At 57.2% G+C, this 4,900-nt stretch carries 7 protein-coding genes; 2 read left to right on the top strand and 5 right to left on the bottom strand.

Features of this window, described 5'->3' with window-relative positions; genetic code table 11:
- Nucleotides 1-56 precede the first annotated feature (56 nt).
- From VMU57_RS14540 to VMU57_RS14530, 3 genes are all read right to left on the bottom strand, one after another.
- Entirely contained in the window at nucleotides 57-1,028 is a 972-nt protein-coding gene (locus tag VMU57_RS14540) for a RepB family DNA primase (RefSeq protein WP_325384645.1), read from the bottom strand.
- Nucleotides 1,015-1,980, bottom strand: coding sequence for a CpaF family protein (locus tag VMU57_RS14535; RefSeq protein WP_325384643.1), 966 nt, complete (start codon nucleotides 1,978-1,980; stop codon nucleotides 1,015-1,017). The genes VMU57_RS14540 and VMU57_RS14535 overlap by 14 nt, the downstream gene beginning before the upstream one ends.
- A gap of 65 nt (nucleotides 1,981-2,045) precedes the next feature.
- Complete coding sequence (locus VMU57_RS14530; protein ID WP_325384641.1) at nucleotides 2,046-2,435, bottom strand: single-stranded DNA-binding protein; 390 nt, start codon at nucleotides 2,433-2,435, stop codon at nucleotides 2,046-2,048.
- 570 nt (nucleotides 2,436-3,005) lie between these two features.
- Here VMU57_RS14530 and VMU57_RS14525 point away from each other — a divergent pair.
- Together VMU57_RS14525 and VMU57_RS14520 are read left to right on the top strand one after the other, a co-directional pair.
- A complete protein-coding gene (locus VMU57_RS14525; protein WP_325384639.1) occupies nucleotides 3,006-3,311 on the top strand; it encodes a hypothetical protein in 306 nt (101 codons plus the stop codon).
- On the top strand, nucleotides 3,302-3,715 hold the full coding sequence (locus VMU57_RS14520) for a PIN domain-containing protein (RefSeq protein ID WP_325384637.1): 414 nt from the start codon (nucleotides 3,302-3,304) through the stop codon (nucleotides 3,713-3,715). Before VMU57_RS14525 ends, VMU57_RS14520 begins: the two co-directional genes overlap by 10 nt.
- A 23-nt stretch (nucleotides 3,716-3,738) precedes the next feature.
- Here the strand turns inward: VMU57_RS14520 and VMU57_RS14515 are convergent, their stop codons facing one another.
- Both VMU57_RS14515 and VMU57_RS14510 read right to left on the bottom strand, forming a co-directional pair.
- The gene (locus VMU57_RS14515) at nucleotides 3,739-4,425 is read right to left on the bottom strand and encodes a type IV secretion system protein (RefSeq protein ID WP_325384635.1); all 687 of its coding nucleotides are present in this window, start codon (nucleotides 4,423-4,425) and stop codon (nucleotides 3,739-3,741) included.
- Between the two features lie 27 nt (nucleotides 4,426-4,452).
- Nucleotides 4,453-4,900: type IV secretion system protein (locus VMU57_RS14510; RefSeq protein ID WP_325384633.1), on the bottom strand; the 448-nt coding region annotated here is incomplete at its 5' end.

Genomic DNA, 4,900 nt, shown 5'->3' with positions numbered 1-4,900 from the left:
TGGCGGGTTTGGGTGACTTCAAGTAAGGGCATTTCATTTCTCCTTTGGGTGGTGAATCAAGCGATCTTCCTGCGGGCAATCATCCGCTGCGCTGTCTCGGCAATTTCCCGCGCACGGGCGTAGCAAAGTGCGGCTGGAATCTCGAAGCGACGGCGGACTTCGAGCAGGGTGATTACATCGTTGATCGGCGCGCCTTCCAGCATCCAGAGACGGGCGGAGGCCATGTCCACGGTGCGCTGCGCGTAATAGTGGGGATTGGGCTTGTCGGCGCGGCGCGAAGCCAGCGCGTGCGTGAGGTTCGCGGCATCTTTCCCGTGGGCGAGTTGGTGCAGAACCCACGCCCAGTCCCGCTCCGAATGCGTGTGCTTATCGCGCCGCATTTGCCGTGCAACTCCGCGTAGCGAGAGCACGGCATCGGACGCGGGAATATCCAAGTGGAAGTCATCGGGGTTTGAAACAAAATCGCAGGGGTATTCCACGGTGACGCGATGGGCGGGAACGTACTTGCAATTCATAAATCCCGGAACACGGAGGACACGGTTGCAATCGGTACAAGCAGGATCGCCGCCGAAGGCAATGGCGAGCAGCTTGAGGGTACTTTCCTGCCGCTCGAAGTCGAAGCCTTCGACGCGCCAAAGCGTCTGATATTTGTTGGGCGATGTGGAGAGGATCGCGGTGGGAGCAGGTACAGCATCGGAGGCCCGGAGCGCAGCGATTCGGGCCTCTCCATCGGAGTCGATGTCTATATAGAGATGGCGAACTTCTGCGATGCTCTCTTTGGTGCGTTTCCGGCTGCCAACGCGAAGCGGATTGGCAGCAACATAGATATTTGCGCCGGTGGAGTTTTCGTGCGCGAGCCAACAGAGATAACGAGGCTCAAGCGCACGCTCTAGCGGAACGATTCTCTGAAGCGTTGCGCTGGGAGACTCACGCTTTAGCAGGAGAGCAATCGTTTCACCCTGAGCAAAGCAACGGGTGAGAAAGTCTGCGGCAATGTGCGTCGCTACTTCCTGTTTACGCTGCGGCATGATCCACCTCGAATACCGGCTCGATGAGGAAGTGTTTTGCATCGCGGTCGTATCCGCGAAGCGCCAGCACTTCGCGGATGATGCGGCGGCCTGGTTGTCGCTCAACATGGACAACAAAATCGACCGCCTCCCCGATCTCCGCTTCAGTATCAGAGAAGGTCGTCTGCGCATGGTTGCGCATGACGAGATTGGCGAAGCGATGGAGGGCTTTTTCGGCGGAGTTCGCGTGGATCGTAGCCATCGAACCGGCATGGCCGGTGTTGAAGGAGTCGAGCAGCGTGCGTGCCTCGATTCCGCGCACTTCGCCCAGAATGATCCGGTCCGGTCTCCAGCGGAGAGCCGACTTCAGGAGATCGTCGAAAGAGATATTTGCCTTGAACGTATCGGTCTGGCATTCGACCGCAAGAATGTTTGGTTTCTGGATGTGCAACTCGGCAGTATCTTCGATGACGACGATGCGCTGCTCTTCAGGGATCGCATTTGCCAATATTCGCAAGAGCGTGGTCTTTCCCGTGCCTGTTCCGCCACTGATGAGCAGCGTTTTCCCACTGCGAATCTGTTCCTCCAGAAAGTCGGCGATCGCTCGCGTGAGCGTGCCGCGAGCGATCAGGTCATCGACCGTGTAATGACGGCTGGTGAATTTCCGTATGGTGAGCGCGGGAGCCGGGCGCACGACCGGAGGAATGACCGCCGCCAGGCGGCTTCCGTCCGGAAGCTGCGCGTGCAGAACCGGGTTGTCTTCGTCAAGCCTTTTGCCGAGTTGGTTGGCAATGACTTCGAGGCCGGTGCGCAGTCTGCCGGCGTCGAAAGAGATGGATGCTTCCCGTTGCATGATTCCATCACGTTCGTACCACCATGAGGCGTCGGGATTGCCCATGATCTCGCTGATACTGTCATCGAGTAGCAGTGGCTCTATCGGGCGGAGGAATGGAAGAATCAACTCGAAACTCATAGCGGAATCTCACAGAGGGGGAAGCCCAGCGTTGGCCGGGCTTCCGAGAGTGAAGAAGAAGAGGCTTATGCGACCTCTTCCTCAAGGAGGAGTTCTGACTGCTCCTGCTCTTCCGGGGCGGCCTTTTCGGCGCGGTCGAGCTTCAGGATCGAATCGACCCGGACCTCCCAGATGCGCTGCTTCGCGTTCGCCTTCTTGCTGACGTACTCCCGGCTGCGCAACTCGCCTTCGACCTGAATATGCGCGCCCTTGGTGAGTGTCGCGGCGAACTCCGAGAGCTTGCCGAAGACGACGCAACGGTGCCATTCGGTGTGCGAGACATACTCGCCGCTCTTCTTGTCCTTGTAGGAAGACTTGGTTGCTAGCGAGAGGGTTGTAAAGCTGCGGTTGTTGTTGGCGCGAACTTCTGCGTCGTTGCCGAGAAAGCCGATGAGGGTTACTTTGTTCTGGTACATGATGGTGTCTCCGTTTGTTGAATTTCCCGATCTGGATCGGGTCACACTGGGCGGAGCCTGGCGAGGGGCCATGCTCCCAAGTGCCGAAGGTCTGCTTTCTGGGAGGGACCCGGAAGAAGTTTGCGCGGTGTTCGTACCGCGTTTGCAAACTTCTTCGGGGAGGAACCGTGACCCCGCAGGGGCGACGAAGTCGAAGCAGAAGACCGAGTGCCGCCGGGCGCATGACAAGCCCCGAAGCCGTGACCGAGACAAAGGCGGGATACAAAACGGCAGACACATGCCGGAGCAAAGTTTTCATTTGCGCCCTGGTCAAAGAAGTTCGCCGCCATTGCAGCTCGATTCGCTCTGGCCATCCTGTTCGTCAAGCTACCGAGTGAAGAGCGCAGTCCGCCACCTTCGTTGCGTGCGCAAAGGCTCTCGTTCGTCCGCGTCATCATGCGCAAGATCGGGTGAGGTACAGCAGCCGGATTGGCAGCAAGATTGGACATCGCATCGCCTTGGGAAAGTCGATTCTCTAGCTGAACGCCTGGGCCGCACGGAAGCGGACGAAGATGAAGATATGGATGGAAATTGAGCCGGATCGCGGGTATCATCATGTGCATGGCCGTGATCCACATCCCGGAAGCTGAGGCTGCGCGCGACTTCGTCGGCCTTCTAGCCCGCGTACGCGCTGGCGAAGAGATATTCATTGAAAAGGAAGCGTCGCCTGCGGTGGTGTTGCGTATGGCCACGGAACGTCCTCTGCGACGGCTCTCGGAATCCCTTCGTCTGGCGAAAGAGCATGGCTCTTCGGCAACCCTCGATGGCGACTTTGGCCGTGATCTCGAAGCGATCATCAACAGCCATCCTGAGCCGCTGGAGAACCTGTGGGACTGATCCTCGATTCCAGCGTCGTCATTGCTGCTGAACGTCGAGGAGCTACCGTCGAGAAGCTGATTGAGCAAGTGGTCGCCGTGGCAGGCGATCAGGATGCCGCTCTTACCTCGGTCGGACTGACGGAACTCATCCACGGAATCTACCGCGCACATACCTCGGAGTTGCAACAGCATCGACAGGCTTTTATGGAAGAATTGCTGCGCGATTTCACGGTCTATCCATACACGAAGGAAACAGCCTTGTTGGCTGGCAGAATCGACGGAGAACAGCAGGCGCAGGGTGTGACCATTCCCTTTGGTGACCTGTTGATCGGAGCCACGGCGCTCTCGCTTGGCTTCCCGATTCTGACGGTAAATGTCCGTCACTTCAGGCTCATCCCCAAATTGACGGTAGTCACGATTTAGAACGGTCAACGGTTGCCCCATCGTTATTCTCCAAACGCCTGATCCGCGCGAAAACGTATGATCGTTAATCCCAGAGGATTCACGGCCAGCTCGTTATTCTGCACGTTGTCCCGGAAGACATAGGTCACGCTGGCGGTCCATCGCTCCCGCTTAAGTTCGGTATGGTCTGCCGGGTTCGTATACACCTTTTCAAATTCAATCCGCGCCGAATAGGGTGACTGCCGGAGGTCGTCCAAGACAATGTTCTTGACCTCTACATCTACATACGGGAGCGTGCTGTCGTTCCTGTACGTCTGGATGATCTTGTCCTTCTGCTCCTCGGCAATCACAGCCCGCTGCACATCGCCGTTGAGGAAATAAAGGGAGTCTGTTTGATCGCGCTCGATGGTGAAGCGGTTGCGCGAGAAATACAACTCCGCCCAGCGAGTGAGGTAATACTTGTTCTCCGCTTCCTGCGGGCGGTACTGAAAGTTGCGGTAGTCGATCGCTTCCGCCCGGCCTACATCGTTGATACGGATAATCAGCGGCCGCATCGAGGCAAGCGCCTTCTGGCTTTTGAATACGAGCGCGGCCAGCGCGAGACACACCGCCGCAAGGCACAGGATTGTGATCTTGAGATAGGTGTTCATGACGAGCGGATCGCCGTACTGCTCCAGATACCGCTCCGCGGCGCGGGTGATTTCCGGCGTTGCTTTTAAGGCGACATTCATCGGTTTCTCCAAAGGACTCTGCCCGCGCTATATGCTCCGCAAGAGAGCAAATGTGAGCAGGCCCATACCGCCGTCGTGCCCGCCGTGGCTGCCCGAGAAGATGGTCGCGGTCATGACTGGAACTTTGAACAGAATGTACACATTGACCAGAACCAGGAGGATCAGAAGAGGCAGTTCCTTGACCATGTTGCCTGGGTCCGAAAACCCGACAAGTTCTGTGTAATACTGCGCCAGCAAATGACCGAGGATGCTAAGAACAGCAGCGGCCAGCACTTTGTAAAAGCAAAAACCAATGAAGGCGCGGAGCCATCCCCAAAAAAGAAAATCCAGCTTATCGAATACCAAAAAAGGGATGAATATGGGGCCAAGCAGTCCAATCACTGCACTGGCGACTGCTCCGTAAGCGACAATGGCACTGACAACAGCCGCGAGCGTTGCGATCAAGACCTGAATGATGACATAGACAATGGCGTAG

Origin of the sequence: Edaphobacter sp., from assembly GCF_035532915.1 — a bacterium.
Lineage (GTDB): Bacteria > Acidobacteriota > Terriglobia > Terriglobales > Acidobacteriaceae > Edaphobacter.
Note: the sequence above shows the minus strand (reverse complement) of the source record. Positions and strands in the feature narration are given on the sequence as shown.

Excerpts from the sequence above, each read along its gene's own strand:
- VMU57_RS14515 (WP_325384635.1), bottom strand. The coding sequence starts at position 4,425 with ATGAATGTCGCCTTAAAAGCAACGCCGGAAATCACCCGCGCCGCGGAG.
- VMU57_RS14535 (WP_325384643.1), bottom strand. The coding sequence starts at position 1,980 with ATGAGTTTCGAGTTGATTCTTCCATTCCTCCGCCCGATAGAGCCACTG.
- VMU57_RS14540 (WP_325384645.1), bottom strand. The coding sequence starts at position 1,028 with ATGCCGCAGCGTAAACAGGAAGTAGCGACGCACATTGCCGCAGACTTT.
- VMU57_RS14530 (WP_325384641.1), bottom strand. The coding sequence starts at position 2,435 with ATGTACCAGAACAAAGTAACCCTCATCGGCTTTCTCGGCAACGACGCA.